This window comes from Fibrobacter sp. UWB11, assembly GCF_900143015.1.
In the GTDB taxonomy this organism is placed as follows: domain Bacteria; phylum Fibrobacterota; class Fibrobacteria; order Fibrobacterales; family Fibrobacteraceae; genus Fibrobacter.
The window spans coordinates 2,007,047-2,033,193 of sequence record NZ_FSRT01000001.1; the positions used below are offsets into that span (position 1 = coordinate 2,007,047).

The window sequence follows — 26,147 nt, forward strand, 5'->3', positions numbered from 1 at the left end:
TTTTGCACACCAATTCAAGGAGTATATCGTGGGAAAATTACGTTTTGTTTTGCCAAATACTTTCACAAGCCTGAACTTTTTGTTGGGTGTGTTTTCCATTTGTTGGACAACAGGAGCGTTCAGTTCTTTTAGTACGGCAGACCAAATCCGCATGGGTGCATATTTTGTCATGTTGTGCGCGCTTTTTGACAAGCTTGACGGTTTTGCAGCCCGACTCGTGAACGCCAGTTCCGAATTCGGAGCCCAGTTCGACAGCCTCGCTGACTTGATTGCTTTCGGCCTTGCCCCGGCATTCTGCTTCTTCTTCACTTACAAGATTTATGCACCGGAATGGTTCCAAAACCACGGCCTTCTGATGGTAGTCGCTCTCTCCGTTTACGTGCTCTGTGCTGCCATGCGCCTTGCCAAGTACAACGCATGCGACTCCGACACCTACCACCACCACTTCTCCGGACTTCCTTCTACATTTGCCGGTATGATCAACGCCGTGCTTATCGTTTTCCTCAAGACCAAGGGTGTTTTTGCCGATCCGAGCACATTCCTCTTCTGGCTTCCGGTTATCGTGTTCGTTGCAACGGGATTCTTAATGGTGAGTCCGTTGTTCCTCCCGAAGCTCCAGCCGCGCAAGAACAAGGCTTTCAACATTTTCCAGATCGTTCTGATTTTGCTCACCTACGTTGCCGGAATCCTCTTCTACAACGAAAAGGTGCCGTACATTCTTGAATACTTGCTTCTCCTTGGAGCAAGCTACATGCTCATCGGCTTCGGCGTTGGCCTTGCAACCCGCAAGCAAATCATCGAAGAAGCTAAGGCCTCAAAGAAGTAGTCGATAAAACAACGTCATCCTGAGCGAAGTGCGCAGCACAAACGAAGGATCCAGTTAAATTTCAAGCAAAAAGCCCGCCGAAAAGCGGGCATTTCCTTTTTATAGGCTATAGTGGATTAGCGCGTTCCCTGGCATTCCAGAAATTCCGCAAACGCACGACCATAGCGGTCAAACAAATGCTCCAACGACATGCGCGGGAGTTCCAACGTCACACATTCCAGTCCGCGCTCACCACACCACGTACCAAAGCTCCCCGGCGTCTTGTACCCAATGTCTGGCAACCAAGGCAAGTTAAACGTATCCATCAAGCCTTCGACAAGCGCAGTCTTTTGTGGAGCATCGACGCAAGCCATCGGAGCATGCATCGAAATAACACTTGCAGGTTTCAGTTTTTCAACCAACTCAACAAGAGCCTGAGTCTCCGGTTCGCTCCCGGCAACAGCCCCCGGTGACAAAAGTGTGTCTCGCGGAGCTTCCAAAATAGAACGTGAAGCGACCATTTCTGTTGAAAAGTTCTGCGTCTTGAAATTGCGGTTCAAGTCCACTCCGTGTACATTTCCGCGCGTTCCAAGGACCATGCCATCAGGATTGGCACTCAGAATAAATGCAATGGAATCAAAGTTGTCTTCAAAAGCCCGTAATACTCGGCTCAAGAGAAACGTCGTTTCCGGTTCTTCACCGTGAATCCCGGCTATGACGAGCAATTTACATTCTCGTTTGCATGGGAAATACAAAAGCGGAGCACCCAGCACCGAACGGCCATAGATAGAAGATTTCAACCGGATTATACCGCGAGATTCAAGAGTAAAATTCATAGAACTAGTAAACTGTAAAATTTAACTGGATACTTCGCCCTTTGGGCTCAGTATGACGTAATGCATTCTACACAAAGTAAGGATAGATGTATTCCTCAGCAAGCTGCGGGAGATTCGCCAGTACAGCGCGTTTACATTCCATATCCGAGCGTTCATAAATGTTGCGCAGCACATCGAGCGAAAAGTGCTCCAAGCGTTTGCGCGATGTCGGCAGATGCGCAATATGCCACCCCTCGGGCTTGATTTTTCCGCGACCAGGGACAAACACACGACTAAATCCGAACGATTCACCCGCCTCCATGCGCGCCGTCAAGAACGCATGGAATTTCGCAAACATGCCTTCACATTCCGCGGGCGTGAGCTGGACCTCGTAGCCCTCCGGGCACGCAGCTCCATCGACTACGTCGATGTCCGTCCCCAAATGGTGACGGCTCGCCCCCGGAAGAGCAGACCAAGTGAGAATCGCATACATCAGTTCTTCTTCATCTTTCGGGCGTTCCATCGGCTCGCCGTTTTCATTCAAGAGCTTAAGTTCACCTCGTGCCTTGCGGTTCCAAATCGAAAGTTGCTTTTCGAACGAACGATACGCCGACTCAAGGCGCAGTTCAAAGCCGTTCGCGGCAGCCTCTTGCGCAAGCAGCTGCAAATCGCCAACAATTTCCCGGTCAACAAAATACCCCGGCTGGAACTCGACCAAATCGGGCGTTCCAAGGCCATACGGCAATAACTGAGACATATCCGTCATTGAATAGTCCCTCCCATCTTTTCAATCAAATCCTTCCATTGCTGCACCGTCGCCTTTTTCTTTTTAGCTGTCTTCTTTTTCGTGACAAGCGACTGCACCGGAGAGGCCGGATTCGCATGGGTCCACGCAATGGCAAGCGCATCAGTAGCATCGAGCGGTAGTTCAGAAGCAACAATCCCGAGGCGAGCAAAGACCATGTTCGCCACATGTTCCTTCGAGGCAGCCCCATCACCTGTAACAGCCTGTTTCACGACACGCGGTGGGTATTCGTCATACGTCATCCCGCGACGGTGGCACGCCACAAGTATCGCCCCACGGATATGCCCAAGCACAAGAGCGCTTTTCACATTTTTGGCAAAAAACACGCCTTCCATCGCCAAAGCATCCGGATGATAATGGTCCAAACGCTCTTCCAGCTCCGAAATAATATGCACAAGCCTGTCTTCAAGACTCTTTGTGGCGTTTGCATGAAACGTGCCATACTCAAGGACTTGAATTTGATTGCCCGTTTTTTTCAAGAAAGCATATCCGGTCGTAATGGAGCCCGGGTCGATACCTAGAATAACCATGACAAAAAAATAGATAAAAATGCTTTTTTTTCAAAAAAAACGCATTTGCGGGTGCGGACTTTATTAGATTTCTCTATAGGAGGCGACCATGCTGATTGATCAGGAACATGCAGATTATATGAGAACGAAAGCACACCCAAGACAACTGGGTATTCCCCTGAGCCGTTGGGGCCGTAACCTTATAGCCTGCTGCCCATTCCACTCCCCCGAAGAGACCTCTCTATTCTTCTATGATGCGCTGGGTTACTGGCGCTACCGCTGTCTCCAATGCGGTGCAGAAGGAGACTTGGTCGATTTTCTCATGAAAAGCCGTTTTAACGGTCTCGACGAACAGTCAGCTCGTTCCGAAGCCTATGACTTTCTCGGATCGCTCGACAAGGACCTGGCCAACAGCCAAGATAGCGAACATCCGTGGGTCAAGGAAGTTGGCGGTGAAAAGTCTAAAGTCCTAGAATGTTTTGTTCGTTATTGCCACTGGGCCGCCTGCAAGAGCCCTTCTTCGGCAAAATTCTTGGAAGCACGCGGTTGGAGCATTGGTCAAGCTCAACTTTACGGTCTCGGCTACTACAGCGGTGACCCAGAACCGTTCATCAGCTACTGCATGCTTTCGGGCATCGAACGCCACCAGATCAGTTTTTACCTCGACAACCTCGATGCATACCACGAACCGAGAATTACAATTCCGGCCCGTAACTCCAAGGGGTTCATCCACTCCGTTTACGGAAGGCTCATCGACGATAACGAGAAGAGCCATACATACATCACTTATGCATCCGGTCCGACTGTAATTCCGTTCAACATTCAAGCCGATAGCAGCAACCCGATTATTGTACAAGGGTTCTTTGACGCCCTCACCGCCGACCTCGCCGGTATTCCAGGCGTTGTCTCTACGATGTTCCAGGAATTGAACATCAACCACCTGTACAAGTTAAAAGCCTGCGGTGCTGAATCGTTCACGGTATTGTTACGCCGCGAAGAAGACCGCCGCAATCAGGAACTCAAGATTCAAAAGTACTTGAAGCTCGCCGAACAAATGCACATGAGCCTCAAGTCCATCATCCTCCCGAAAGACGAAACGGTCGATACATTCGTACGCAAGAACGGAGCAGACCAGCTCCTCGATCTCATTGCCAAAACCGAAGTCGATACAATCCACTCCCACCGCCGCTCGATGCTGTTGCAAGACATCAAGGAAAACTTCGATAACGCGATGGCATGCCCGCCGGACCAAAGCGTGGGCTACAAGCTCAGCACGTTCCCCAAACTCACCAAGGAAATCGACGGTGTGCAGTCGGGCTGTTTCTTTGTATCGTCGCAACCGTTTGGCCTCAAGACATTTTTACTTTCGAGCATCACGCTCGACCTCATCGAGAGCAATCCGAACCTTAAAATCATTTACGTTGCCTACGAAACACCGCGCCGTCAAATTTTCGACAGGCTTGTTTCCATGCTTATTGGTGAATCCATTCTCACGGTCCGCAAGCAGAATGCAGACAACGAAATCAACCAGAAGATTACGGATGCGACACGCGACTTGATGGGCTATGTGCGTAACAATCGTCTCGAGATTTGGGACGACATGCCCTCGCTCGACTTTAACGATCTTCTCAAAACGCTACAGCCGGAACTCAAGGACCATCCCGATTTGATTCTCGTAATTGACGGGATTGACCACTTGAAGATTACCGATCGTCCGGAACTTCCGGATATTCACGAAAAGCGTTCGTCCATCATGCTCGACTTGTACAAGGCTCTCGACATTCCCATTTTCCTCGGTGGTGAACTCATCGATTCTAACATGGGTCTTTTGGGGCCGCGCGCTTACCTCCGCGATTCCGACGCCATCTATTGGCTCGTCGAAAAGAATGGCGCATTGAGCCTCTCGGTCGATTCCAAGAGACTGGGTACAAGCCGCATCTACGAAGACAAGATTTTGATTGACCCACAATCTAGCCGCATGAAAGAAGCTTAATGTTTACCATCGTTGATTTCAACAACTTCTGGAGTCCGTCAGGAGGCGGAGTCCGTCGTTACCATTTGCAGAAAATGGCTTTTTACGAAAAGCAAAGCGAAGTCCGTTCGGTATTTGTCATGCCCTCTTCAAGCACGTACACAGAAACGCGAAGCGAAGGGCTGATCATCGAGCATGTGGAAGCATTCCGGTTCCCAGGCAATTGGGAATACCGCTTTATGTGGAAGGGCAGTCAAATCCGCCCGATTCTTGAAAAATACAAGCCCGATGCAATTGAAGTTGGTTCTCCATATATTTTGCCATCCGTTGTCCGCAACATTGCAAAAAAAGTTGTTCCCAACGCAGCGCTATTCAGTTTTTGGCATGCCGATTTTCCGGTAACCTATGTAGGCAGACCCATTGCAAAAAAATTTGGCGCAGGCACGGGAACGTTCTTCCGCAAAATTGCATTCTGGTACGCGAAGCAAGAATTTAAAGATTTCGACTGCGTACAAGCTTCATCAAAAGAAGCCATGGCGCGCCTCAAAAAGAACGGCCTCCCCAACCCACGTTGGATTCCGCTCGGTTGCGATATCGATACATTTTCGCCCAGCAGACGTGACGAAGCGCTTGTTGCAAAACTTAAGGACGGCGAGCCCAACCGACTCACGATATTTTTCCCGCACAGGCATTGCAACGAAAAAGGCATAGACCTTGTTCTTGGCGCATACGACATTCTAACACAAAAGCTCGGCCACGAACCCGCAATAGTCTTTGCAGGCACAGGCCCAAGCCTCCCGCTCGTTCAAGCCGCGGCCGAAAAATACAAGCACGTGAGCTACATTGGATTCGTAAACTCCATCGATGAAATGGCCCGCTATTACGCGAGTGTCGATATGGGGCTTGCGCTCTCCGGCTGGGAAACGTTCGGACTTTCCATCCTCGAAAGCATGGCTAGCGGGAACGCTCTTGTCGGCGCTGCCGCCGGGGCCGCATTCGAACACGTCACAGAATCAGGTGCAGGAACAATCCTCAAGGAGCGCACGCCCGAAGCCTTAGCCGATGCGATTGTCGAGCTCTACAATTCAGACCTCACCGACAAAAAAGCAAAAGCACGAAAGTACGCCGAGAAATTCAGTTGGAACGATTGTTTCAAACGCCAACTCGCTTTGTACAAAGAAATTACCGGACTTAAAAAATGAAAAATTTTATACAGAAAATAGCCAAGTTCTTTGAGCCATCCAAGAACTTGGTTTTAATTTCGCTCGCCTTTTGGGTTACGCACATTCTGCTCCGTGTAATGCTACTCTTCCGTAGCAATCCTTACGGATTCCCGTTTGTATCTAAGCCGGACTGGTTTATTTTCCACGCTGTCTGCATCGACTTTATGTGGATTTGCAATGCGCTTGTGGTGTTTATGGTGCTCGGCGGAATTGCCGCAAAAATCGCAAGTTCGAGATGCGCGGCATCTGCAATTCAAAAAGTCGCGAAAGTCACGACGATTGCCTACACGGTTTTCCATAGCGTCATCTTACTTTTTACGCTTTTAGACAACGAAGTCCAGCGATTCTTGGGCGGGCACTTGAGCTTCGGCCTTGTGGACACCTACAAGGACACATCGTCCATTGCCATGTTCTATGACTACGTGGCAAACGACTTGTCTATCCCTTATTTGCAATTCGTTGTGCTCGTACTGATGCTCCCGTTGACCTACGGCTTATACAAACTGTTGAGCAAGCATTACCGCACGCCAGACGGATTCCGCATGAAAAAGTCCGTCATTGCAATGGTCATCTTTTACATAGCCTCTTACCTGTTCGTTTATTTTATCTGGACCGGGAACGCTCGCATGGCAAAACTCCGTCCGGTAGTTTCGCTAGTCTATAACGATCTATTCGTTGCAAAAAGTGCAGCAGGGCTTTCCGAACAAGAACTAGCCTCTTACCGCACCGCTTACCAAAATCTGTGGCAACGCGTCGAAGGCGATAATCTCTGGAAATTCTCAGATGATAAAGAAGGCCATGGACTTCCGCTTTACCGAGTACCAAGCGCAGAGCTCCAGAACAGCGAAAAGCTCGCAGCCCAACGCGAAATGAAGCCCAACTTCATTTTAGTGCTTATGGAATCGCATCGCGGACTTAACACGGGCTACATGAATCCGCAAATCCAACCCTCGCCTACACCATTCCTCGATTCAATTGCCGCCAACTCTCACGTGTGGATGCGCATGCATACAAGCGGAGTCCCGACAACAGGCGGCGTTCTTTCGACACACTTAGGCATCCCGCACCATTCTAGACTTTCGCAAGCAACCGACCTTGCACATGTCACGCTCCCCAGTTTTGTATCCGTACTGACAAACAACGGCTACAGCACACACTACATGTCGGCAGCCGACCCCGCCTGGGATAATCTCGGTGTCTGGATGGCCAAATGGTACACTGCAGAACATTACAGCCGCGAGCGCGAAGATGATTCGACATTCATGGAGCATGCCGCCCAATATGTGCGCGACACGCTCTCCAAAGCAGGCAAGCCGTTCCTCGCCACGCTCATGACGCGCTCCAACCATTACCCGTTCAACTTTGCAGCAGGCATGACCGATGAACAAAAAGCACGCCCCCTACAAGAGCGCATCAACGTCACCATGAACTATGCCGACAGGCAACTCGCGCACTTCATCCGCTCCATTCAAAACGAAGAATGGTACAAGAACACGTACGTTATCATCATGGCAGACCACGGTTTCCCCTTAGGCGAAAATGGAGTTTCGACCATGAACGGCGGCGGATTTTCAAACATCAGTTGGATTCCGTTTATCATCCACGGCAAAGGGCTTGAACCGGTTCACGACACGACAACTGCCGCGCAAATCGATATCGCCCCCACCATACTCGAGCTCGCCGGATTTGCAGTCCCGAATATTTTCATGGGACACAACTTGCTGCGTGATACAGAAACCACTCTGAATGCTGACAGCACGATCGTCAAAAAGGAACTCGCAGGGCTCTCGCTAGGAGCATACTCGGGCTATTCTGCACTCGGCCTCGACAAATACCGCGTAGTTTCAAAGACAAACTCCAACGACGAAGTTTACCTCTTTGATGATGGAGACATGCGTCAGGAGCACGACCTCGCCAAAACAGAAGCCGAACGCACTGCCAAAATGCACGCCACGCTCGATACACTCATCAAGATTTCGGATTATTCGCTCGAACACGGGCTGTAATTCGCGCAGACCTTAACGCGAAAAAGACTCGTCAATGACGAGTCTTTTTAGTCGGGATGACTGAATTCGAATCAGCGACCTCTTGAACCCCATTCAAGCGCTCTACCAGGCTGAGCTACATCCCGAGGTCTCTTACAAGAGTATGCCAAAGTTAGTTAAACCACGGTATTTTTTCAAGGCAAACTCTTGAAAAAAGCAACAATTAGACCATTCCGGCAGCGCTAGTCCTTCCAATAACCAACGATAAGCACTTCAGGTGTTGCCTTCGGGAATTTTTTGCTCTTAAAGCCGACAATCTTGCGAATGCTCTTTTGTTTGAGTTCCCACCCCGTGCGGGAAAGTCCACTCGTCGAAAGGGTCAACTTCAATCCAGGAACCTTGCCCCCTTCCCTAATTTTACCCAAATCATCAACATTGAGCATCACGTTCTTGGTCTTGAGCTTAAATTCCTTTTGAGCATTTTCATCAAGAGTTAGGTCTGGGCGAGTTTTCTTGTCGGTTCCCCACACGTAGAACGTCCATTCACGCTTTTCATTCGGAGCGTAGTACCCCGTATCAAATAGCTTTTCGCCAAAGAAAATCGGATTTTTCACATAGCCATCAAGTTGAGCAGCATACGACTTGCCCTGATTGTCAATCATCACCACAACCGGATTGATTTGACCATCCATGCCAGCAAAATCCATATCAAATTCAATTGTCACCGCAGCATTCGGTGCAATCTTAGTCGGATACTTAAAATTCGACATGCCAATACCTTGACCCATCACGGTTTCAAGGGTTATTTCTTTATTCGTAATATTGGCACCCTTGATAACGATATGACGCACATCGCCTTGGTCTGCATAACCAATCGGGTACGGATCCGGCACGAAACGGATAATATCGTCAGCAAGTACGGGAGCCACAAAAAACGCAGCTAAAAGTGCAAGAGAAAACTTTTTGAAATTCATATTGGTTAATATACAAAAATGTCACCATTTCTTTCTAGACGAAGATGATTTACGATCTATACAACGATATTTCGATTGATCATAACAATAACTGGAAATAGAAAAACCAGGAGATATCGGTACAGTGCGATAATAATCGACACATTCATCGTACTTGGGTTGATCAACGCACATCGCATTTTTCTTATTATACTCATCCTGACTTTCCTTATACCATTCTTCAGCGCAAGTATTCGTAGAAGCGCAGGGCCCGCACGCCATAAGCAACGGGCACACGAGAATCGGTATAATCAAGAACTTCATCATAAAATGAATATACAAAATTCTAAATTTGGCGCCATGACTCCACGCGACAAACTCAAAGCATTGCTTCACCAAAAGGAACTGTTCATTTTCGATTTAGATGGAACGCTATTCAATACGCTGGGCGATTTGGCACCCGCAGTGAATTACGCAATGAAGCAGTCCGGGCTTAAAACACATCCCAACGAAGATGTAAAAATCTTCATCGGAAACGGCTCCATGAACCTCATACGTCGAGCGGTAGCCGCTAATTATGTCGGCATGGAAAACATTCGTGATATCGATAAAGTCGCCGCCGTGCTAAGCAGCAATGGCTACAGCGAAGATAAGATTAAAGAAATTCATAAAGTTTATTCAGAATACTATTGGGAACATTGTACTGAAAATACAGAACCGTACGAAGGGGTTATAGAACTCGTTCAACGAATCGCAAACATCAAACGTGACGGAAACTGCGCGAATGGTAATGGATACTGCGCCGGGAATAAATGCGCCGCGATGCTCACAAACAAGCCGGTCGCACCCGCACAAAAAATTCTCGAAAAATTCGGTCTTGAAAATTCGTTCGCCACATACCTCTGTGGAGACACCACGCCCGCACGCAAGCCAAGCCCCGCCGGGATTTTCGAGATTCTCCGCCAAACAGGAATCGTCCCCGAAAAAGCAATTATGATTGGTGACGATACACCCGATGTTCTAGCAGCAAAGAACGCAAGCATCGATTGCATCACGCTTTTTGAAGGCTTCGGCAAAGCAGAAAATCTGCTCCCGCTAGAACCGCGCTATACCGCAGGCCACATCAAGGATTTCGCAGAATTTATCGATTAGATAATTCCATTACCTTTTCAATCTTTGTTTATCATCTAAAATTTGGGTTAATTCTCGAGCTGCATATTCAAGGCCATCCCACGGATCCCCTAGTTCATAATTATCCGCATTAACACCATAATAACATACTAAATCATAATCAAGCCAATCCGAGACTTCTAAAATTTTTTCTTTTTTTGTGGAATCAGACGTTTCTAACTTGCTAGAATCATTCAAAACACCGGTCGTATCCTGCTTTTCTTCAGCAGCACCGCAATTAGCCCAAAATACAGCCGTGATCAACAGCGTAATTTTATGAAATTTTTTTCTAAAGAACCTAGACATACTCTGTATTATACAAAATTATTCTGTCAGCGACAAAGGCTGTTCAGAAGCACTTGATGCAGCCGAAGGAATAACTTCGTACAGATTAACAGGGAATGTAAACGTCCCGCCTCTTTGCGTTTTCGGGAATGCCCAACGAGCTATTGATTTTCTGATTTCTTCGCTAAACTGATCATTCGTTGATTTAATCTCAACATTTTCAACGTTTCCACTCGGAGAAATCTTCAGTTCAAAAACAGTCTCTCCTTCAAATTCCTTAGCACGTTTAGCGCTATACTTTACATTTTTATAAAGATTCTTATTGCAGATATGGCGTATGGCCGGCGAACGCTGACGGAATACTTTCAGAAAATATTTAACATCAATGTCGTTATCCTTCCCTACGACAACATCATCTTCCGTCAATTCTTTGACAAGGCAACGAGGAACAGAGCGAGGCGGCCGGCTAATTTCACGAGGGTCATCAGGAGAAACAATCTCACGCGGAGGCCGAACTCCATAAAGGGCTACCGCTCTCCCCATATTTTCTTCGATAACACCGTACAAAGCCCGAATCATACCGATTTCAGGCTTCATCTTGGCAACGCGAGCAACCTTTTTCAACAGGGAATCCTTGGCAGGTTCTATCACAGCAACGTTATCCGAAGCAGACGATTCCGCAAACTCATTTTCAGACACCAAAGTATCCGCAGAAAGAGAACTATTCGCCGATTGCGCCGCATTTCCCAAAATTTGCGATTGAGAAACATCCGACTTTTTATCAGAATCGTTACAACCAGCCCACAACGCAGCCGCAGTCATGAGCGCCACTTTGCCAAGAAATTTGCTGAAGTTTTTCGCCATGCTTTATAAATAACAAAATTCAAATCAGAAAAATCAGCGTACAAAGACAATTTTACACGTTCAAGGGGCGTTTTTTTTGCCCAAATATGCTACTAAAATGCAATTTTCGGAGTTTGCGAACGCAGCACCCACAAGCGAATGATAACAGCAACGGTCGCCCCGATAAGACACATGAACATATCCGTTTGCGTATCCCAAATGTAGCCCTGCGTTCCTAAAAATGCTTCCGTATCCGTCGGATTGCTGAGCGATGCAAGCCACTCGATAATTTCATAAAGCGCAGAAATTGCCTCGGCCACGCACACCGACAAGAAGCCCGTCCAGCCAGCCGTCTTGATCGGAGTCGTGCGGCGCAAAAGTTCAATCATCACAAGTGCAGGAGTAACGCCCTGCATCAAATGCCCGATTTTATCGTAGTTGTTTCGCGTCCAGCCGAACCAATCCTGCATCCAGAATCCAAGCGGAACATTCGCATACGAATAATGAGCCCCCACCAAAAGTACCGCCATATGGAGCGCCATTACCCCGTAAAGATACGTCGGCATCCTGAATTTTTTGTAAGTCAACACAAGGACCAACAGCCCGACAATCGCAGGTGTCGCTTCAAGAATCCAAGTGAGATAAGTATCTTCGACTCCGATGACAGACCAAAGCGTTGTCAGGAGAACAAACGCTAGCAAGAACAAATGAGATTTTTCAATATTATTCATGCATAGAAAATACAAATTTTCAATTATTTAGGCTGCGACGATAGTCTGGCTTCTTCATAAAAACGAATGGGTACATAAACAACAGTCGTTCCTGATTTAACCTTAGAGAAAGTCCATCGACACACCGCATTTATTATGTTTTCATCAAAATCTTTAACACCAGTAGTCGATGAAATTATTAACGCATCTTTTACAGTTCCATCCGCAGAAATCGTTAACATCAATGTAATTTTTCCTTCAAAAGGATTAGACGGTTTTCCCTCGAGAAACATTCCGTATATATGACTTAAAGTAGGATTTTTTTGTCGAAAAACTTTTGCAACCCTTGAATACATCTCTTGATTAAGAGTTTGATTGTCTGCGGATTTAATATTTTCAAAAAGAACTTTCGCAGTTGCGTTAGACTTAAACTTAACCGCATTCACATGACCCACCACACTAAGTTCAGAAGTCATACTAAAAGGATGAACAAGATCTTTAGGAAAAGGATACGATCTTAGGCCATATTCCTCGGGAACACCAACATAAATAAGACCTCTGCTAGTATTTACTCTTGTTCTTCTAATACAACCGTACTTTTTAACAGAACCATACTTCAACAAGTTTCCTATATCGTATCGAAGCCCCGCATACACGTTGTCCTTACAAACGTTACCTAACGGTCCAATAGGAAAATATTCTTTCATCAAGCTATCTCTAGTCCGCTGTTTTTCAAGCAGTTTCGCGGAATCCAACAATATGACCGTTTGGGAATTTGTATCAAGGGAATCTTTAGAAATCTCACTCGAAAGAGAATCGTCTTTTCCCGTTACATTCTGCAACGCCGCAGAATCAGATGATTCAACTAGATTGGATATTTCAGCTACACCGAAACTGTTCGAAGCGCTGCTTAATGACTTTTCATTTTTCGAATCTTTATCAACGTTACTGCAACCAGCCCACAGCACCGCTGTAGCCATCAACGCTATTTCACTAAAATATTTGCTAAAGAAGTTTGCCATGGCCATAAATAACAAAATTCAAAATAAACAATCAATGCAAAAAAATTTCTTTTACAATTTTTTTCACATCATTTTGGCACAAAGGATTTTCAGAACTTTCCATTGAGATTATGGGATTTTTGCGTTTTCCGCACTTCTCGCGCGTCGCTCGCCTTTTGACGCCTCCGGCGTCCGTGGCGGCGGCTCAAATATGCGAAAGCAAGCTTTCGCGCATTATTCGCCTTGCGCACTTTTACTATCTTTGGCCGCATGACGAAATACCACTTGGCCACATACGGCTGCCAGATGAACGAATACGACTCCGCAATGATAGCTCAACAGCTAGACATGTGCGGCTGCGTCGAGACAAACAACCAAGAAGACGCCGACATCATCATCGTGAACACCTGCAGCGTACGCGAAAAGGCCGAGGAAACCGCCATCGTGAACATCAGCAAGCTCAAGTACTTGCGCAAGAAGAATCCCGACGTGAAAGTCGTCGTGTGCGGCTGCATGGCCAAGAACCGCGGCCCAGAACTGCTCAAGCGCCTCAAGAACGTGAACTACATCGTAGGCCCAGACCAGTACCGCAAAATTCCGGAGCTTCTGTTCGGCGATGCCCAGAGCCCGCTGCACAAGACGCACCACAAGATGTTCATCGACGAAGATCGCAACGAAAACTACCTCGGCGACTACGCCAAGTTGAGCAATAACTTCAGCACGTTCGTCGCCATCCAGCGTGGTTGCAACAAGCGTTGCAGCTACTGCATCGTGCCGTACCTCCGCGGCCCCGAGAAATACCGCGAAGCAGACGACATCCTCGCCGAAGTCCGCAGAGCCGCCGACAAGGGGATTACCGAAGTGATGTTGCTCGGCCAGACGGTAAACGCCTACAAGACCGCCACCGAAGACTTCGCCACGCTTTTGACGAAGGTCTCCGAAATCGGCGGCATCAAGCGCATCCGCTTTACAAGCCCGCACCCGCGCCATTATACGAACGAACTCATCGACGTTCTTTTGAACAATCCGAAAGTTTGCCATTACGCGCACATTCCGCTCCAGAGCGGCTCCGACGCCATTCTCAAGAAGATGCGCCGCCAGCACAACATGGAGCAATACATGACCGTCATCGAACAGTTGCGTAGCCACGACCCGTACTACGCGATTTCAACAGACGTCATCTGCGGATTTGTCGGCGAGACCGAAGAAGATTTCGAACAGACTATCAAAGCATTCGAAGCGTGCCAATTCGACACGGCGTACATGTTCATCTACAGCCCGCGCAAAGGCACGGAATCGTTCAACGAGCCTGAAATCCTCACGCCCGAAGAAAAATCCGCACGCCACACGCGCCTCGTGGAACTCCAGAACGCCATTACGCTCAAACGCAACCAGATGATGATTGGTCGCACCGAAGAAATCCTCGTTGAAGCTAGCTCCACCCGCGACAAGACTGAATTTGTCGGTAAAACGGACAACTTCAAGAAGGTCATCTTCAAGCCCGAAGAAAGCCGCATTATCAAGCCGGGCGATTACGTGCAGGTAAAAATCGACGATATCCGCGGCTGGACTCTCCGCGGCACGCTCGTATAGCACCAACCCCGTCCCTCGGTTCACTCACGTAACTTACGGAATATCAACGAGTTACAGAATTTCAGTCATATCTTTTTGTAGAAATATTTGTATCTTTGTTTTCGAGGGCAAATAGAGGGCAATATGGCTAAATATTTTATTCAAAATTTGGTTATTACAGGCGCACTGTGCGCTTTTGCTACAACAACATCCTTCGCGCAAGCCGCACAAACACTGGCTTCAGCACAAAAAGCATATGTCAACGGCAACTGGAAAGAAGCGGCTGCCGCATACGAACAAGTCTGCCCAACACAGGCCGAATCCTTACGTACCGAATGTTACCTTTGGAACATCCTCGCCCTTTCGCAAACGGGTGTCGCAGCTGATTTCAGCAAAGCAGGCAAGCGCCTCGATAGTCTCATAGACAAGACAAACCCGCAGCAAGCCATTTACGCCGATCTTATGATGACCAAGGCACAATTCCAGATGTACCTCGGCCGCTACAACAAAGCCGCAGAATCTCTCGTGCATGCCATCGAAACTTCGCAGCCGCATCAGGTCACCGTGCTGCAAAAAGTCTGCGCCGCCGTACAAGACCGCGCCCACAGCGAAGAATTGAACGAAGCCTGCAAGGACCTCGGCAATCCCGAAGCTCGCGAAGCCCGCAAAGTCAAGGCTGAACAAGCCGCAAAAGCAGAACAGCCAAAAACAGCAGAATCTAAGCCACAAGCTACAGAAACAAAGGCCACAGAAGTTGCAACGGCAGCCCCCAAAACAGAAGCAACAGAAGCAAAGCCTGTCGAAGAAAAATCCGCATGGCAGCTGCAACTGGGCGCATTTGGCGTCAAGTCCAACGCCGACCTGCTCGTAGATAACCTGAAAAAGCGCAATATATCTTGCACCATTACGCAAAATACTCTAGAAAGCGGCAAAGTGCTTTACATCGTGCGCACCGGTCCATTTGATACAAAGGAAAATGCAGTGGATTACGGAGCCAAGAAACTAGCCCCGCTGAACGTTGAATTCAGGCCAATGCTTGTAAAGCAAGCTCTCTAAACGTTTACAAACAGTATAGCTAAAAAATTTTTTACGGTTTTTTACGCATAAAACAAGCGTTTTTTCGCATTATACCTACAAAAAACGCAAAAAATGTTCTATATTTGTGATACCTCCCCGCCGGGGTGGTGAAATTGGTAGACGCGCTGGACTCAAAATCCAGTACTCGCGAGAGTGTGAGGGTTCGATTCCCTCCCCCGGCATTAAACGTTTAAGAAAGAGATCAAAATGAGTAAAATGTTCAAAATGCTTTCTGCTGTATTGTTCGCGGGCTCATTAGCGTTTGCTCAGTCAGACGACCTCTTTTCTGACGATTTCCAGGACGCTGCAACTGCAGATTCCATTGCGCAAGCAAACGCAGAACTTTCCCAGTCCAATATTGGTACAGCTCAGGCCGTTGGTGGCCAGTGGGAAGGCTTCAAGTACGAAGACATGGGTCTCACCCAGTGGGAATACCAGCAGGCTAAGGAACAAGGCGTTTCTCGCGAAAAGTTGACAAAGCTTGTCGAACTCGGCATTCGTCCGACTGAATATCTCCAGAAACCTTGGAACAGACTTGGCGTGAGCGAAGAAGATTGGCTCAGCCAGCGCGCCGAAGGTATGGAAGATGCTGACATCGACCGCTCCTACCGTTATCGCAGTGGCGATCAGGGTAGCGCTTATATTTCTCTTTTGATTCCCTCCTATTATCAGTGGAAAACAAAGCAGACTGCCAAGGCAACCTTCATGGACGTTCTTGAAATTGGCAGTATTGCTTGCACAGTTGTCTTCTACGTTCAGGATAAAAGTTATTGGTGGTACGGATTCCTCGGAATCGCAGCAGCACACCTTTGGTCCTTTGCAGATGCTTTCATCAGCACTCAGTGGGACAGCAACCCGGACGCAAACCGCTTCAGCTTTGGCATCATTCCGACTCCGGACCAGGGCGTAGCAAGCTTCCTCAATGTTAAGTTCTAAGCGCATCATGCAGCTAGAATTACTTAAAAGCAAAATTCATCGCGCTACAGTAACTGATGCAAACCTCAACTACGAGGGTTCAATTACTATTGCTCGCGATTTGATGGATGCAGCAGGCATCCTCCCCTTCGAAAAGGTTGGCGTCCTTGATGTCAACAATGGTTCTCGCCTTGATACTTATGTCATCGAAGGCAAAGCTGGTTCTGGCGTTATCTGCCTGAACGGTGCAGCCGCTCGATTGGTTCAGCCAGGCGACCTCGTCATTATTGTTGCTTACGCAACCATGTCCCCGGAAGAAGCCAAGACATGGAAACCAACCGTCATCCGCGTCAACGGCAAGAACGAAATCATCGAAAAGATTTAGTCCTTACACATAGCGCAAAAAATTTTAGCATGAATCCCGGCCCTCAAGCCGGGCTTTTTTTTCGTTTTTTTTGAAAATTTGCAACTTTGTAACAATGTAAATGTTGTATATTAAAAGTAAACTATAATATTGAGGTTATTCAATGCCAGAAAATATCCTATACGTAATTATTGCAGTTGCAATCCTTTTAATCATCTGCATTTTCACGATGTCATATATCAAGGCCGCCCCAGACGAAGCTATTATCGTATCGGGGCTTCGGAAACTTCCGAAAGTCATCATCGGTAGAGCAGGGCTCAGAATCCCGTTCTTCGAACGAGCCGACCATCTTTCATTGCAATTGATTCAGATTGACGTGAAAACAGGTAGCCCCGTCCCGACAAAGGACTACATCAACGTCTCTGTCGACGCCGTCGTGACCGCCAAGATTTCGGACAATCCAGAACGTCTCAAATCCTCTGCACAGAACTTCTTGAACAAGAAGCCCGAAGACATTCGCGCCATGATTGTCGATATTCTCGAAGGTAACATGCGTGAAATTGTAGGCCGTATGCAACTCGTAGACCTCGTGGGTGACCGCAAGCAGGTCTCTGAACTCGTGCTCGAAAACGCCATCCCGGACCTTGAAAAGCTCGGTATCGTGGTGCAGACGTTCAACATCCAGAATTTTGAAGATGCCAACGGCGTGATTGAAAACCTCGGTGTCGATAAGACCTCTGCCATTCGCAAGGCAGCCGCCATTTCCAAAGCTAATGCCGAAAGAGACATCAGCGTCGCTCAATCGCAGGCCAAGAAAGAAGCTAACGATGCCGCCGTTGCTGCAGAACTCGAAATTGCACAAAAGCAAAACGATCTTGCCGTGAAGAAAGCAAACCTGCAGAAGATTTCTGACACCGAAAAAGCTATTGCAGATGCAGCTTACGAAATCCAGAAGCAGACTCAGCAAAAGGAAATCAACGTTGCTCAGGCTGAAGCTGAAGTCGCCAAGCAAGAAAAGGAAATCGAAATTCGCGAACGCATGGTCATGGTGACGGAAAAGGAACTTAAGGCCCAAATCGAAAAGAAAGCCGAAGCCGACCGCCAAGCACAAATCCAGCGCTCCGAAGCAGAACTATTCCAACAGCAGAAAGACGCTGAAGCTATCCGCTATAAGGAAGAACAACGCGCCAAGGCAATCAAGCAAATTGCAGAAGCAGAAAAGGAAAAGGCATTCGCCGAAGCTGAAGCAACAAAGGCAAAAGCATTAGCAGAAGCCGAAGCAACAAAGGCAAAGGGTCTCGCCGAAGCTGAAGCCATCAAGGCTCAAGGTCTCGCCGAAGCTGAAGCGCTCAACAAGAAGGCCGAAGCCATGAAGCTCTACGGTGACGCAGCCCGCCAAGAAATGCAGCTCAAGACGATTGAAAAATACTTCGAGCAGATGCCGCAGATTGCATCTGCCATTGCAAAGCCGATGGAAAAGATTGGCAACATCACCATGTACGGCGAAGGCAATACAGCAAAGCTCACGGGTGACATCACCAAGACGCTCACGCAGGTCACGAACGGTCTCACCGATTCGCTCGGCATTGACCTCCGTACTGTACTTGGCTCCATGTTCGGTGCAAAACTCGCCGGAGTCACCAAAAACGACGATCAAAAAAGCGACAACAATAACAAATAATTCCTGAGAAATTCATCTCGACCAAGAGGCTTCATTTTACCATGAAGCCTCCTTTTTTATATATTCATTATATGCGATTCATGAGCCTTACAGTGTTATTCCTAGCAGCGATTGCCTTTGCAGCCTCCCCCGCAAAGGCAGATTCTACTGAACTCTCGGAAACACTCGTTGCAGCACAGGATACCATTGTTGACACTATCTATATCATTCGTGAAAGCGGCATACCTTGGAACCGCGAACATTTCGACCCTGAACGCCTCGTCCGTCACGATACATTCGACCCGGCGTTGAAAGTAGCCTATACTTATTCCGTAAGTTTTATCGGCGGCACACTCGGTTCGTTTGCGCAGCAAAGTTTCATGGCGCATTTCGCCTACGAGTTTACGCCAAATCTTCACTTGTATGCAAATGTGGGCCTTTGGATGCCACTCTATTCGAGCCTCCATTTCGGCAACCGCATTGCCCGCGAAGACGTGAAGCAAGGGAACGTGGGCATTTTGATTCCAGATATTGCATTGGAATACAAGCCTAACGACAAGATGACTTTTAGAGTCATGTACATCAACGAAAGAGATGCATTCAGAGCCTATGGACCACACCGTTATTTCTATGACGATTGTCCATGGAGAAACCCGCATTATTGCTGGTAACCATTTTACTACTCTCGTCTCGCACACTTTTGACGCTTTCAGCGTCAGTGGCGGCGGCTCGGTAATAAAATCAAGCAAGCTTGATTTTACTACTCTCGCCTTGCACACTTTTGTATATTCATTTTCATGAAACGAATTATTTTATCTGCTCTTTGCATATCGACGTTTGCCTTCGCAGACGTTACAACAAACATAGAATCGTCCGAAATGGCAACCCAAGTCATTGCCGAATCATCAGTCTCCACAAACGATGAAGTCGAAGCCAATTACCAATTTCGAAACGATGGCATTCCGTGGAACCGCGAATTTGATTCTGACCGCATGGTCCGTCACCAGACATTCGACCCAGCCTTAAAAGTCGCATACTCCTATTCACTCAATTTCGTTGCAGGAAGTTTCGGCTCGATCGCAAGCCAAAGCTTTATGGGACATTTCGCCTACGAGTTCACACCGAATCTTCACTTGTACGCAAATGTTGGTCTCTGGATGCCACTCTACGCAAACATTAGCAACGGTTCCCGCATCGCAAGAGAAGACCTACGCCAAGGCAATGTTAATGTATTGATTCCAGATGTTTCGCTAGAATACAAGCCTAGCGAAAACACACTAATAAGAATTTCCTACGTCAATGAACGAGACGCCCTGAAAGCCTACGGCCCACGCAGTTTCTTCCACAACGAATGTTCTAGCCGCAGTTCCATCCTCTGCCAGTAAGCACTTCTATTCCACTTTGTCACCCCGGATTTATTCCGGGGTCTTTTTAATTTTTCTAGATTTTATAGCAAAGAATGTTCCACAACTATTCTAAAGCGCTCCACCTAAACTTTGCCGTAGGAGTTTCTTCGGCTGTTTTTGCCGCATTCCTCTTTGCAGGTTGCGAAGAAGAAAAGCCAGCTCCCGTCGTACGTGAAGTTCGCCGAATCAAAGGCGAAGTAGAAGTGCTGAATAGCTGCAGCATGAAAGGCGCCGCCGTAAAAATGCGCACGTTCTTGCGAGACAACGGATTTGACGTCGTCCATATCGACAACGAACGTCTCCAGAACTATGACGAGACCATCATTGTGCTCAGGAACCCGGAATGGGAAGGGGCCCAAGCTCTCGCCGCTACATTAAAAACAAAAAATGTTCTGGTCCTTGTAAACAAGAATGCAACGGTCGATGCCGTAGTGCATACCGGAAGAGATTTTCAACAAATAGTAGAACCCGATCAGGGAGAACAAAATGACAGCAACAAATAACCAAGATTTTTCTGAAACCGTTAAGCTTGGTGCAGGTATCCTTTTTGAACTTCGCGCCCAAAACGTGCAGCTCATCGACCTCCGAGGAGTCAAGAACGAAGCAGATTACTTCCTCATCGCAACTTGCGAAAGCGAAGCCCAAATGCAGGCAATTTTGAACGAACTCACCAAGGAGTTCAAGGCTCGCAAGCTCCATTATATCGGTGTTGAATACAAGGAAGGCGTGCGTTGGGCAATCTTTGACGCAGGTCTTGACCTGATGGTTCACCTGTTCGAAGAAGAAAAGAGAAACGAAATTTCCTTTGAACGTCTGTACGCAGACGGTAAACTCATGAACCTTGATGAGCATGACTTCATCCGCGAAAACGAAAAGAAGTCTGGAGACGACAATGAACTCATTTAATGCAGAAATCGCAAAGGCACTTGCCGCTACCGGAGCATTTGCTGAAGATGCCGCATTGAAACTTATTTCCGTACCGCCTGATACCAGCCACGGAAACTTCACCATCCCGTGTTTTTCTCTTGCAAAGACACTCCGCAAGGCCCCGAAGCTTATCGCCGAAGACCTCGCGGCACAGGTGAAACTCCCTGCGGGACTTTCCAAGGTCGAAGCGGTTAACGGTTATCTGAACTTTTTCATTGACCGCAACTTCCTTGCTAAGGAAACGTTGAGCGAAATCGCCGCCAAGGGCTTGGAATATGGTCACGCAGCTCCGAATGGCAAGGTTGTCTGCATAGACTACAGCTCCCCGAACATCGGTAAGGAACTCGCGTTCCACCACCTGCGTTCCACAATGATCGGAAACTCGCTTTCCCGCATCTACAAGGCTGCCGGTTACAAGGTCGAACGCATCAACCACTTGGGCGACTGGGGCACGGCCTTCGGTAAGCTCATCGTGATGTACCTCCGCGAAAAGCTCCCGACTGACGACGCAACGCTCGATGCACTCACCGTGAAGGAACTCAACATCCTTTACGCTAGCTTCTCCAAGGTTTCTAAAGAAGAACCCGGTCTCGAAGATGAAGCTCGCGCCGCATTCACCAAGCTCGAACAGGGCGATGCCTTCTATCGCAAGCTGTGGCTCGCATTCCGTGCCGCAACGCTCAAGGAACTCATGCGCATTTACGACATGATGGGCGTTAGCTTTGATCACTACACCGGTGAATCTTTCTTTGAAGACAAAATCCCGGCAGTACTCGACGAACTGCGTGAAAAGAATTTGATGGTCAACAGCCAGGAACGCGACGTGGTAATGCTCGACGAATTCGACTTGAATCCGTGCCTTATTCGTAAGAGCGATGGATCCACGTTGTACGCAACCCGCGACCTCGCAGCCGCCATCTACCGCAAAAAAGAATACAACTTCGACAAGTGCCTTTACGTGGTGGACCTTGGACAAGCACTCCACTTCAAGCAGGTGTTCCACGTGCTCAAGAAGATGGGCCGTGAATGGTACAAGGACATGTACCACATTCCGTTCGGCGTTATCCTCCAAATGGTCGATGGCAAGTGGGAAAAGGGCAAGACACGTACTGGTACGGCAAGTCTCCTCCGCGACGTGATCGAAGCTGCCCAGAAGAAAATTCTCGAATTCATCGACGAAAAGAATCCGACTCTCGAAAACAAGGAACTCATCGCACGCCAGATCGGTATTTCCGCACTCACCTTCAACGACTTGAAGAACAGCCGCCTGAAGGACGTCCGTTTCGACTGGGATGCCGTCATGAGCTTCGAAGGTGACACAGGTCCGTATGTGCAGAATGCCCATGTGCGTCTTTGCAGCATCATGCGCAAGGCCGGTTACACCGTGAACGTTGCCGACGTGGATTACGCACAGCTTACCGATGATGCCGCCTATAGCCTCATCAACATTCTCGCAAAGAAGGGCGAAAAGATTCTCGCCGCCGTCAAGGACGATGAACCGAGCGTACTCGCGCAATACGCACTCGAAATTGCCGAAGCCGCACACAAGTTCATCCACGAAGACCGCGTGCTCGGATCCGCCGAAGAAAAGTCCAGACTTTTCCTCGTACAATCTACGCAGATTGTGCTCGAAAATGTCCTCGACTTGCTAGGCCTCTTCCCGATTCGCCAGATGTAAAATACGCCGCGCCCCGGCGCGACGCATTTTGATGCATATAAAAAAAGAGAGCTTTTTAAGCTCTCTTTTTTTGCGTTTAGCGCAAGCCCTAGTTACCGTTGATGCAGCGGACGGAGTATCCGTTGTTCTTAGCAGTAGCCGGAACGAGCTGGCGAACCATCTGGTCACTCATACGGCCCATAGCCCACAGCCAAATCGTTTCGTTACGACCATTCTGAGCACTCCAGAAGCCGGCATATTCGCCCATGTCTTCGTAGCGCACGGTAGACTTGCCGAGAATTTTGCGATAGCCCGAAGAGAAAACGGTAAAGCCGTATTCGTCGGTACCGCCACCGCCCTGCCAACCAGTCGTAGCCTTCATCTTTGTTGCAAAGTTACCGCACTTGTCAACACCATCGTAGCAACCCGTGAGGCCCTTGAGCATGTCAGACCATTCGCGGTCACGCGGCAAATGCCAGCCTTCCGGACAAGCCTTGCGGGCACCTTCCAAGTCGTACAAACGACCGCTACGGGCGCAGTAAGAATCCTTGTCTTCATAGCACCAGGAATGACCTTCGACATTGTAGTTCACGTTCTGAGCAAACCATTCACGGCCTTCCACCTTGATGATACGATAAACTTGTCCGTCACGCGGGTCGGTAAAAGAAGTAGACTTGTCACGAATTACAGCGCGGTGTTCCTGTTCAGCCTTGCGGAAAGCAGAAAGCTGTTCGCGCTTGTATTTCTGACGGCCTTCGAGTTCTGCCACCCAAGCTTTCTGGGCTTGCGGATTTGTAAACTTTATACGCAAATCGTAGATATTGAACAAATCGTTACCGCATGCAAAATCTACACCAGCAATATTGATGATAAGATCTTCATTGCCAAATTTACGCGGCTTGTCGAAATAAGAAATCCAGGCTTCCATTGTATTGCGGCAGTTGTCGTAAAAAGCCGGGTCTTCGACCAACTTAGCAGGAACAGTCATGTTACCCGCAACAGAAAAATCAAACTTGTCATCCAAAACGCGGAACGAAACCGGCTGGACATTCTTGTAATGAGTGTATTGACCAAAACGGATGTCACCGTCAATCTTCGCAGCGGCATAATCGCCCTGCCCTTCGGCATTAAAAATAGCGTCCCACGTTTTCGGTGGAGCCGCAAAAACCTGCGCAACAGACAGCATAAGCACAGAGCAAATTCCTAATTTGAACAATTTAAATTTCTCCATTTTTTTATCCTTTTTATTTACTTACTGCAATGTTAGTTATTTTTTGTCTACTTGGAAATAAAATATTTGGTAACATGGCCTAAATTTTTTAATATTATAGTATGTCTATGACTCGTTACATTCTTCAAATTCTTTGTCCCGACCAAAAAGGGCTTATTGCCGGCACAACGCAAGTTCTTGCCAAAGCCGGAGCTAATATCATCGACCTCCAGCAACATACCGCCAAGGATATCGAAACTTTTTTCTTGCGCGCCGTATTCGACATTGAGTCAGACGACGTTCCCGAAGTCAAAAGACATCTCGAGACCATCGCCCCGCACCTCCAGCTCAACTGGAAACTTTTCGACACCTCCAAGACCGAACGCGTTGCCATTTTCGTATCCAAGACCGACCATTGCCTTTACGACTTGCTTCTCAAGCACCGCGATGGCGACCTTCCCTGCGAATTCAGTTGCATCGTCGGCAACCACCCGGACCTTGGCCCCGTAGGCGGCTCCTTTGGCGTACCGTTCTACTATGTGCCGTCCAACCCGGATAAGAGCATTCCCGAAAACCGTTTCCGCGAAATTATCGAAGAAACGAAAACCGATACAATCGTCCTCGCCCGCTACATGCAGATTTTGAGCGAGAACTTTACCGAAGAATTCAAGTACCGCATCATCAACATCCACCACGGGTTCCTCCCGGCATTCAAGGGTGCGAAGCCTTATCACCAGGCATGGCACAAGGGTGTGAAGATTATCGGTGCAACAGCGCACTTTGCCACAGAGGACCTTGACCAAGGTCCAATCATTTGCCAAGACATCCAGCGCGTTCCTGAAACCGCAAGCATCGATGAACTTGTTGAACTCGGCAAGGACATCGAAAAGCGCACGCTTTCACAAGCGCTCAAACTCTGGCTTGAACACCGCGTGTTTGTTCACGCCGGCAGAACGTTTATTCTCTAGGAGTCACCAATGTCCGAAGAAATTCAGAATGAAGCCCCCGTCCAGGAACCGACTGTTTCTGCCGACAACAATGTCAAGGCCGAAGCTACAGCCGAAGTCAAACAGACAATTATCGAGCCCAATGATGATAAAGAAATCGTCAATCCTTTGACTGGCGAAGTCATTCGCCCTGCAAAGCCCAAGGAAGAATCTTCTAATTCTCCTTACAAGCAGTTCAAACCGGAAACGTTCGTCAACCCGATGACGGGCGAAGAAGAACATACCACACTCGGCGGCCCCCAAGTCATTATCAAGAAGGACCGCGGACTTGCCTACTACGTAGGATTCGCTCTGCTCGTTGTCTTGAGCTTTGCCTTCTTCTTCTTGCCGGGCATTACCATTACGTTTGCTGCAAGCCGCCTCGTCGACTTGAACACATCTGCAGCATGGGTATTCAGCACCATTCTGAGCTTTGGCGTTTGGCTCATTTTTAAGCTAAAGATCAAAGGATTCGAAAAATCCTTCCATAGCTATTTAGTACTTTGCGTAATATGCTTGGTGTCGCTGTTCGCCATCCAGTTTATTACCGATTACAACATAATCTCTGAAGTTGTAGCGCTCCTCATCGGAGCTAAAGCCTAGGATATTCAATGAACAATACAGATACTTTTGTACACTTTCTCGTAGAATCTGGCGCCCTCAAGTTCGGCAACTTCGTGACCAAGAGCGGTCGCGAAACGCCTTACTTTATCAACACCGGAGAGTTCCGCACGGGAGCATCCCTTTCTAAGCTCGCCGAATTTTACGCAGCAGCATTCATGGTTCACTTCGACGGTAAAGCCCAGAACCTTTACGGTCCGGCCTACAAGGGCATCCCACTTTGCGCCGCAACCGCAATGAAGCTTTCTGACCTTTATGCCCAGAACCTGACGTTCACGTACAACAGAAAAGAAGTTAAGGATCACGGTGAAGGAGGCTCTCTCGTCGGTTACAAGTACACCGAAAAGACGAATGTTGTCATCATCGAAGACGTGATTACCGCAGGTACATCCGTCAACGAAACGATGCAGGCTCTTTCGCAAATCGAAAATGCAAACGTCGTCGGTCTTTTGATTTCTGTAGACCGTAAGGAAAAGCTCGAAAACGGCAAGTCCGCACTCCAGACTGTTCAAGATGAATACGGCATCGAAGCCCATTCCATCGTGAACATCAACAACATCATAGCATTCCTCGAAAACGAAGAAAACCGCAAGGCCATCAACGCTCCCGAAGGAATCCTTGATCGAGTCTACGCTTACCGTGAAAAGTGGGGCGCAGTCTAAACTGCAAAGGCGTC

General features: G+C 48.1%; 28 protein-coding genes and 2 tRNA genes. 19 read left to right on the forward strand and 11 right to left on the reverse strand.

Translation table 11 applies throughout. From position 1 onward, the window contains the following. Positions 1-28 precede the first annotated feature (28 nt). On the forward strand, positions 29-826 hold the full coding sequence (locus BUQ91_RS08280) for a CDP-alcohol phosphatidyltransferase family protein (RefSeq protein WP_072826854.1): 798 nt from the start codon (positions 29-31) through the stop codon (positions 824-826). A 116-nt stretch (positions 827-942) separates the two neighbouring features. On the opposite strand, the gene mpaA is transcribed toward BUQ91_RS08280, so the two are convergent. The 3 genes from mpaA to ruvC form a co-directional block, all read right to left on the reverse strand. After that, positions 943-1,641 (reverse strand): murein tripeptide amidase MpaA, encoded by a 699-nt coding sequence (mpaA, locus tag BUQ91_RS08285; protein WP_074208834.1) that lies wholly within the window; start codon positions 1,639-1,641, stop codon positions 943-945. 67 nt (positions 1,642-1,708) lie between these two features. Beyond that, positions 1,709-2,377 carry a M15 family metallopeptidase gene (locus BUQ91_RS08290; protein ID WP_254842292.1) on the reverse strand — a complete coding sequence of 223 codons (669 nt, stop codon included), beginning with the start codon at positions 2,375-2,377 and terminating at the stop codon, positions 1,709-1,711. Between the two features lie 5 nt (positions 2,378-2,382). Continuing rightward, positions 2,383-2,955: a crossover junction endodeoxyribonuclease RuvC gene (ruvC, locus tag BUQ91_RS08295; RefSeq protein WP_072826851.1), complete on the reverse strand. Its 573-nt coding sequence runs from the start codon at positions 2,953-2,955 to the stop codon at positions 2,383-2,385. A gap of 88 nt (positions 2,956-3,043) precedes the next feature. On the opposite strand from ruvC, the gene BUQ91_RS08300 reads away from it, so the two are divergent. From BUQ91_RS08300 to BUQ91_RS08310, 3 genes are read left to right on the forward strand one after another with little or no spacing between them, the layout of a single operon-like run. After that, the gene (locus BUQ91_RS08300) at positions 3,044-4,927 is read left to right on the forward strand and encodes a CHC2 zinc finger domain-containing protein (RefSeq protein ID WP_074208836.1); all 1,884 of its coding nucleotides are present in this window, start codon (positions 3,044-3,046) and stop codon (positions 4,925-4,927) included. Then, positions 4,927-6,108, forward strand: coding sequence for a glycosyltransferase (locus BUQ91_RS08305; protein WP_074208837.1), 1,182 nt, complete (start codon positions 4,927-4,929; stop codon positions 6,106-6,108). The genes BUQ91_RS08300 and BUQ91_RS08305 overlap by 1 nt, the downstream gene beginning before the upstream one ends. Then, positions 6,105-8,135 carry an LTA synthase family protein gene (locus BUQ91_RS08310; RefSeq protein WP_074208838.1) on the forward strand — a complete coding sequence of 677 codons (2,031 nt, stop codon included), beginning with the start codon at positions 6,105-6,107 and terminating at the stop codon, positions 8,133-8,135. The genes BUQ91_RS08305 and BUQ91_RS08310 overlap by 4 nt, the downstream gene beginning before the upstream one ends. Positions 8,136-8,186: 51 nt before the next feature. Here the strand turns inward: BUQ91_RS08310 and BUQ91_RS08315 are convergent. From BUQ91_RS08315 to BUQ91_RS15545, 3 genes are all read right to left on the reverse strand, one after another. Continuing rightward, positions 8,187-8,260 (reverse strand) — tRNA-Pro (locus BUQ91_RS08315). Positions 8,261-8,356: 96 nt separating this feature from the next. Continuing rightward, entirely contained in the window at positions 8,357-9,088 is a 732-nt protein-coding gene (locus tag BUQ91_RS08320; protein WP_074208839.1) for a hypothetical protein, read from the reverse strand. A 21-nt stretch (positions 9,089-9,109) separates the two neighbouring features. Then, positions 9,110-9,394 (reverse strand): hypothetical protein, encoded by a 285-nt coding sequence (locus BUQ91_RS15545; protein ID WP_139299714.1) that lies wholly within the window; start codon positions 9,392-9,394, stop codon positions 9,110-9,112. Between the two features lie 3 nt (positions 9,395-9,397). On the opposite strand from BUQ91_RS15545, the gene BUQ91_RS08325 reads away from it, so the two are divergent. Then, positions 9,398-10,219 carry an HAD family hydrolase gene (locus BUQ91_RS08325; RefSeq protein ID WP_254842293.1) on the forward strand — a complete coding sequence of 274 codons (822 nt, stop codon included), beginning with the start codon at positions 9,398-9,400 and terminating at the stop codon, positions 10,217-10,219. A gap of 9 nt (positions 10,220-10,228) precedes the next feature. Here the strand turns inward: BUQ91_RS08325 and BUQ91_RS08330 are convergent, their stop codons facing one another. From BUQ91_RS08330 to BUQ91_RS08345, 4 genes are all read right to left on the reverse strand, one after another. Next, a complete protein-coding gene (locus BUQ91_RS08330) occupies positions 10,229-10,543 on the reverse strand; it encodes a hypothetical protein (protein ID WP_074208841.1) in 315 nt (104 codons plus the stop codon). An 18-nt stretch (positions 10,544-10,561) separates the two neighbouring features. Continuing rightward, entirely contained in the window at positions 10,562-11,386 is an 825-nt protein-coding gene (locus BUQ91_RS08335) for a hypothetical protein (RefSeq protein WP_074208842.1), read from the reverse strand. Between the two features lie 92 nt (positions 11,387-11,478). Continuing rightward, on the reverse strand, positions 11,479-12,096 hold the full coding sequence (locus BUQ91_RS08340) for a DUF2238 domain-containing protein (RefSeq protein ID WP_074208843.1): 618 nt from the start codon (positions 12,094-12,096) through the stop codon (positions 11,479-11,481). A gap of 23 nt (positions 12,097-12,119) precedes the next feature. Then, on the reverse strand, positions 12,120-13,103 hold the full coding sequence (locus BUQ91_RS08345; protein ID WP_074208844.1) for a TonB family protein: 984 nt from the start codon (positions 13,101-13,103) through the stop codon (positions 12,120-12,122). A gap of 243 nt (positions 13,104-13,346) precedes the next feature. Between BUQ91_RS08345 and miaB the strand changes: the two genes are divergently transcribed. The 11 genes from miaB (at position 13,347) to argS (ending at position 22,675) form a co-directional block, all read left to right on the forward strand. Beyond that, positions 13,347-14,669 (forward strand): tRNA (N6-isopentenyl adenosine(37)-C2)-methylthiotransferase MiaB, encoded by a 1,323-nt coding sequence (gene miaB, locus BUQ91_RS08350; protein WP_074208845.1) that lies wholly within the window; start codon positions 13,347-13,349, stop codon positions 14,667-14,669. A 123-nt stretch (positions 14,670-14,792) separates the two neighbouring features. Next, positions 14,793-15,704 carry an SPOR domain-containing protein gene (locus BUQ91_RS08355; protein WP_074208846.1) on the forward strand — a complete coding sequence of 304 codons (912 nt, stop codon included), beginning with the start codon at positions 14,793-14,795 and terminating at the stop codon, positions 15,702-15,704. 119 nt (positions 15,705-15,823) lie between these two features. Further along, a tRNA-Leu gene (locus BUQ91_RS08360) sits at positions 15,824-15,907 on the forward strand. Between the two features lie 25 nt (positions 15,908-15,932). Further along, positions 15,933-16,661, forward strand: a complete 729-nt coding sequence (locus BUQ91_RS08365; protein ID WP_074208847.1) for a hypothetical protein — start codon at positions 15,933-15,935, stop codon at positions 16,659-16,661. A gap of 7 nt (positions 16,662-16,668) precedes the next feature. Next, a complete protein-coding gene (panD, locus tag BUQ91_RS08370) occupies positions 16,669-17,025 on the forward strand; it encodes an aspartate 1-decarboxylase (protein WP_072827166.1) in 357 nt (118 codons plus the stop codon). A gap of 142 nt (positions 17,026-17,167) precedes the next feature. Further along, positions 17,168-18,685 (forward strand): flotillin family protein, encoded by a 1,518-nt coding sequence (locus BUQ91_RS08375; protein WP_072826839.1) that lies wholly within the window; start codon positions 17,168-17,170, stop codon positions 18,683-18,685. Between the two features lie 92 nt (positions 18,686-18,777). Beyond that, on the forward strand, positions 18,778-19,335 hold the full coding sequence (locus tag BUQ91_RS08380) for a hypothetical protein (protein WP_254842294.1): 558 nt from the start codon (positions 18,778-18,780) through the stop codon (positions 19,333-19,335). 126 nt (positions 19,336-19,461) lie between these two features. Beyond that, entirely contained in the window at positions 19,462-20,049 is a 588-nt protein-coding gene (locus BUQ91_RS08385) for a hypothetical protein (protein WP_074208849.1), read from the forward strand. A 74-nt stretch (positions 20,050-20,123) separates the two neighbouring features. Beyond that, on the forward strand, positions 20,124-20,573 hold the full coding sequence (locus BUQ91_RS08390; protein ID WP_074208850.1) for a LytR C-terminal domain-containing protein: 450 nt from the start codon (positions 20,124-20,126) through the stop codon (positions 20,571-20,573). Further along, a complete protein-coding gene (gene rsfS, locus BUQ91_RS08395; RefSeq protein WP_072826835.1) occupies positions 20,557-20,976 on the forward strand; it encodes a ribosome silencing factor in 420 nt (139 codons plus the stop codon). The genes BUQ91_RS08390 and rsfS overlap by 17 nt, the downstream gene beginning before the upstream one ends. Beyond that, positions 20,963-22,675, forward strand: coding sequence for an arginine--tRNA ligase (gene argS, locus BUQ91_RS08400; protein WP_074208851.1), 1,713 nt, complete (start codon positions 20,963-20,965; stop codon positions 22,673-22,675). The genes rsfS and argS overlap by 14 nt, the downstream gene beginning before the upstream one ends. Before the next feature lie 88 nt (positions 22,676-22,763). On the opposite strand, the gene BUQ91_RS08405 is transcribed toward argS, so the two are convergent. Continuing rightward, positions 22,764-23,885 carry a fibrobacter succinogenes major paralogous domain-containing protein gene (locus BUQ91_RS08405; protein ID WP_074208852.1) on the reverse strand — a complete coding sequence of 374 codons (1,122 nt, stop codon included), beginning with the start codon at positions 23,883-23,885 and terminating at the stop codon, positions 22,764-22,766. Positions 23,886-23,992: 107 nt separating this feature from the next. On the opposite strand from BUQ91_RS08405, the gene purU reads away from it, so the two are divergent. From purU to pyrE, 3 genes are read left to right on the forward strand one after another with little or no spacing between them, the layout of a single operon-like run. Next, positions 23,993-24,832 (forward strand): formyltetrahydrofolate deformylase, encoded by an 840-nt coding sequence (gene purU, locus BUQ91_RS08410; RefSeq protein WP_254794257.1) that lies wholly within the window; start codon positions 23,993-23,995, stop codon positions 24,830-24,832. 9 nt (positions 24,833-24,841) lie between these two features. Then, on the forward strand, positions 24,842-25,453 hold the full coding sequence (locus BUQ91_RS08415) for a hypothetical protein (protein ID WP_074208853.1): 612 nt from the start codon (positions 24,842-24,844) through the stop codon (positions 25,451-25,453). A gap of 8 nt (positions 25,454-25,461) precedes the next feature. After that, the gene (pyrE, locus tag BUQ91_RS08420) at positions 25,462-26,133 is read left to right on the forward strand and encodes an orotate phosphoribosyltransferase (protein ID WP_072826830.1); all 672 of its coding nucleotides are present in this window, start codon (positions 25,462-25,464) and stop codon (positions 26,131-26,133) included. The last annotated feature ends 14 nt before the right edge of the window (positions 26,134-26,147 follow it).

What these genes read in the sequence shown, in the direction of transcription:
- BUQ91_RS08310 (WP_074208838.1), top strand. Translation starts at nt 6,105, where the DNA reads ATGAAAAATTTTATACAGAAAATAGCCAAGTTCTTTGAGCCATCCAAG.
- BUQ91_RS08345 (WP_074208844.1), bottom strand. Translation starts at nt 13,103, where the DNA reads ATGGCCATGGCAAACTTCTTTAGCAAATATTTTAGTGAAATAGCGTTG.
- BUQ91_RS08340 (WP_074208843.1), bottom strand. Translation starts at nt 12,096, where the DNA reads ATGAATAATATTGAAAAATCTCATTTGTTCTTGCTAGCGTTTGTTCTC.
- BUQ91_RS08305 (WP_074208837.1), top strand. Translation starts at nt 4,927, where the DNA reads ATGTTTACCATCGTTGATTTCAACAACTTCTGGAGTCCGTCAGGAGGC.
- BUQ91_RS08375 (WP_072826839.1), top strand. Translation starts at nt 17,168, where the DNA reads ATGCCAGAAAATATCCTATACGTAATTATTGCAGTTGCAATCCTTTTA.
- BUQ91_RS08335 (WP_074208842.1), bottom strand. Translation starts at nt 11,386, where the DNA reads ATGGCGAAAAACTTCAGCAAATTTCTTGGCAAAGTGGCGCTCATGACT.
- BUQ91_RS08365 (WP_074208847.1), top strand. Translation starts at nt 15,933, where the DNA reads ATGAGTAAAATGTTCAAAATGCTTTCTGCTGTATTGTTCGCGGGCTCA.
- BUQ91_RS08290 (WP_254842292.1), bottom strand. Translation starts at nt 2,377, where the DNA reads ATGTCTCAGTTATTGCCGTATGGCCTTGGAACGCCCGATTTGGTCGAG.
- BUQ91_RS08300 (WP_074208836.1), top strand. Translation starts at nt 3,044, where the DNA reads ATGCTGATTGATCAGGAACATGCAGATTATATGAGAACGAAAGCACAC.
- BUQ91_RS08405 (WP_074208852.1), bottom strand. Translation starts at nt 23,885, where the DNA reads ATGGAGAAATTTAAATTGTTCAAATTAGGAATTTGCTCTGTGCTTATG.
- BUQ91_RS08330 (WP_074208841.1), bottom strand. Translation starts at nt 10,543, where the DNA reads ATGTCTAGGTTCTTTAGAAAAAAATTTCATAAAATTACGCTGTTGATC.
- BUQ91_RS08320 (WP_074208839.1), bottom strand. Translation starts at nt 9,088, where the DNA reads ATGAATTTCAAAAAGTTTTCTCTTGCACTTTTAGCTGCGTTTTTTGTG.
- BUQ91_RS08355 (WP_074208846.1), top strand. Translation starts at nt 14,793, where the DNA reads ATGGCTAAATATTTTATTCAAAATTTGGTTATTACAGGCGCACTGTGC.
- BUQ91_RS15545 (WP_139299714.1), bottom strand. Translation starts at nt 9,394, where the DNA reads ATGATGAAGTTCTTGATTATACCGATTCTCGTGTGCCCGTTGCTTATG.
- BUQ91_RS08325 (WP_254842293.1), top strand. Translation starts at nt 9,398, where the DNA reads ATGAATATACAAAATTCTAAATTTGGCGCCATGACTCCACGCGACAAA.
- BUQ91_RS08385 (WP_074208849.1), top strand. Translation starts at nt 19,462, where the DNA reads ATGAAACGAATTATTTTATCTGCTCTTTGCATATCGACGTTTGCCTTC.
- miaB (WP_074208845.1), top strand. Translation starts at nt 13,347, where the DNA reads ATGACGAAATACCACTTGGCCACATACGGCTGCCAGATGAACGAATAC.
- panD (WP_072827166.1), top strand. Translation starts at nt 16,669, where the DNA reads ATGCAGCTAGAATTACTTAAAAGCAAAATTCATCGCGCTACAGTAACT.
- argS (WP_074208851.1), top strand. Translation starts at nt 20,963, where the DNA reads ATGAACTCATTTAATGCAGAAATCGCAAAGGCACTTGCCGCTACCGGA.
- mpaA (WP_074208834.1), bottom strand. Translation starts at nt 1,641, where the DNA reads ATGAATTTTACTCTTGAATCTCGCGGTATAATCCGGTTGAAATCTTCT.
- pyrE (WP_072826830.1), top strand. Translation starts at nt 25,462, where the DNA reads ATGAACAATACAGATACTTTTGTACACTTTCTCGTAGAATCTGGCGCC.
- BUQ91_RS08390 (WP_074208850.1), top strand. Translation starts at nt 20,124, where the DNA reads ATGTTCCACAACTATTCTAAAGCGCTCCACCTAAACTTTGCCGTAGGA.
- rsfS (WP_072826835.1), top strand. Translation starts at nt 20,557, where the DNA reads ATGACAGCAACAAATAACCAAGATTTTTCTGAAACCGTTAAGCTTGGT.
- purU (WP_254794257.1), top strand. Translation starts at nt 23,993, where the DNA reads ATGACTCGTTACATTCTTCAAATTCTTTGTCCCGACCAAAAAGGGCTT.
- BUQ91_RS08415 (WP_074208853.1), top strand. Translation starts at nt 24,842, where the DNA reads ATGTCCGAAGAAATTCAGAATGAAGCCCCCGTCCAGGAACCGACTGTT.
- ruvC (WP_072826851.1), bottom strand. Translation starts at nt 2,955, where the DNA reads ATGGTTATTCTAGGTATCGACCCGGGCTCCATTACGACCGGATATGCT.